General features: G+C 62.8%; 2 rRNA genes. Both read right to left on the reverse strand.

What is annotated here, in order from left to right:
• A 23S ribosomal RNA gene (locus ACWI8T_RS09670) occupies positions 1 to 289 on the reverse strand; the annotation flags it as partial.
• A gap of 349 nt (positions 290 to 638) precedes the next feature.
• Positions 639 to 2,150, reverse strand: a 16S ribosomal RNA gene (locus tag ACWI8T_RS09675).
• Positions 2,151 to 2,153 lie beyond the last annotated feature (3 nt).

Here is a 2,153-nt window from a genome sequence, read left to right on the forward strand (position 1 = left end):
CCTTGGCGCCGTATCCGGTTTGGGCTCGCGCGCTTTCGCTCGCCGCTACTCGCGCGATCTCGGTTGATTTCTCCTCCTCGGGGTACTTAGATGTTTCAGTTCCCCCGGTTGTCCCCGCATGGGATGGCCTCCCACGCGGTAGCCGCCCATGACGGCGGCTGGGTTCCCCCATTCGGGAATCCCGGGATCTAGGGCCGTTTGCGCCTCCCCCGGGCCTATCGCGGCTTGCCGCGCCCTTCGTCGACTTCCGATGCCAAGGCATCCGCCGTGCGCCCATGGTACCTTGCGCCCTCGGGGGATTCCCCCCGGGGCGGAAGGCCTGGAGCATGATGGTACATGTCATCTGTATCAATGGAATAAAAAGGAAATTGCTTTCATCCGCCATGAAGATGCGCAAGCGTTCCCCGCTGATTCCTTTGGGAATGCAGCGTATGAATTGCTGTGCGCTAATGTCTTTCATGACATGGAGATAAGATATGTTGATATCTTCGCTTCGAATCGCTATGCGGCTCTCAAGGTGCCCGGGAATCCCGGGAGCCGGATGCTGGGACGGAAACGGTTGTCCAGGCGGGGCCTCGTCCGGCGGACTCTGCTGCTCCGGACTCGGTCTTTCAGAATTGATTAGGGTGTCTCCCTAGAAAGGAGGTGATCCAGCCGCACCTTCCGGTACGGCTACCTTGTTACGACTTCACCCCCCTCACCCTCCACACCTTCGACGCCTCCGCCCCCGAAAGGGGTTCGGCCGGCGGCTTCGGGTGCAGACGACTCGGGTGGTGTGACGGGCGGTGTGTACAAGGCCCGGGAACGTATTCACCGCGGCGTGCTGATCCGCGATTACTAGCAACTCCGGCTTCACGCAGGCGGGTTGCAGCCTGCGATCCGAACTGGGGCCGGCTTTGGGGATCCGCTCCCCCTCGCGGGGTGGCAACCCGTTGTGCCGGCCATTGTAGCACGTGTGCGGCCCAGGGCATGAGGGGCATGATGACTTGACGTCGTCCCCGCCTTCCTCCGGCTTGACGCCGGCAGTCCCGCGTGAGTGCCCAACTGAATGCTGGCAACACGCGGCGGGGGTTGCGCTCGTTGCGGGACTTAACCCAACACCTCACGGCACGAGCTGACGACAGCCATGCACCACCTGTATCGGCTCCTCTCGGCCACCGGATCTCTCCGGCTTCACCGATATGTCAAGCCCTGGTAAGGTTCTTCGCGTTGCTTCGAATTAAGCCACATGCTCCGCTGCTTGTGCGGGCCCCCGTCAATTCCTTTGAGTTTTAGCCTTGCGGCCGTACTCCCCAGGCGGGACGCTTAATGCGTTGGCTTCGGCACGGAGGGACCGATCCCCCCACACCTAGCGTCCATCGTTTACGGCTGGGACTACCAGGGTATCTAATCCTGTTCGCTCCCCCAGCTTTCGCGCCTCAGCGTCGATGCCGGCCCAGGAGGCTGCCTTCGCCGTCGGTGTTCTTCCCGATATCTGCGCATTTCACCGCTACACCGGGAATTCCGCCTCCCCCTGCCGCATCCGAGGCTTCCAGTTCGGGGCGCTTCCGGGGGTTGAGCCCCCGGCTTCGACGCCGCCGCTTGAAAGCCCGCCTGCGCGCGCTTTACGCCCAATGATTCCGGATAACGCTCGCCCCCTACGTATTACCGCGGCTGCTGGCACGTAGTTAGCCGGGGCTTCTTCTGCGAGTACCGTCATGGTTCTTCCTCGCTGAAAGCGGTTTACGTCACGAATGACTTCGTCCCGCACGCGGCGTCGCTGCGTCAGGGTTGCCCCCATTGCGCAAAATTCCCCACTGCTGCCTCCCGTAGGAGTCTGGGCCGTGTCTCAGTCCCAATGTGGCCGATCGGCCTCTCAGCCCGGCTACCCGTTGCAGGCACGGTGGGCCGTTACCCCGCCGTCTACCTGATGGGCCGCGACCCCATCCCCTCCCGCCAGGGCTTTCCCGGGCTCCCCATGCGGGGTGCCCGGAGTATCCGGTATTAGCCTCGGTTTCCCGAGGTTGTCCCGGAGGAGGGGGCAGGTTGGTCACGTGTTACTCACCCGTTCGCCACTCTATCCACGCCCGAAGGCGTCTTACTCGTTCGACTTGCATGTGTTAGGCGCGCCGCCAGCGTTCATCCTGAGCCAGGATCAAACTCTCCGTGGAAAG

The sequence above is a fragment of the Slackia sp. genome, assembly GCF_977041755.1.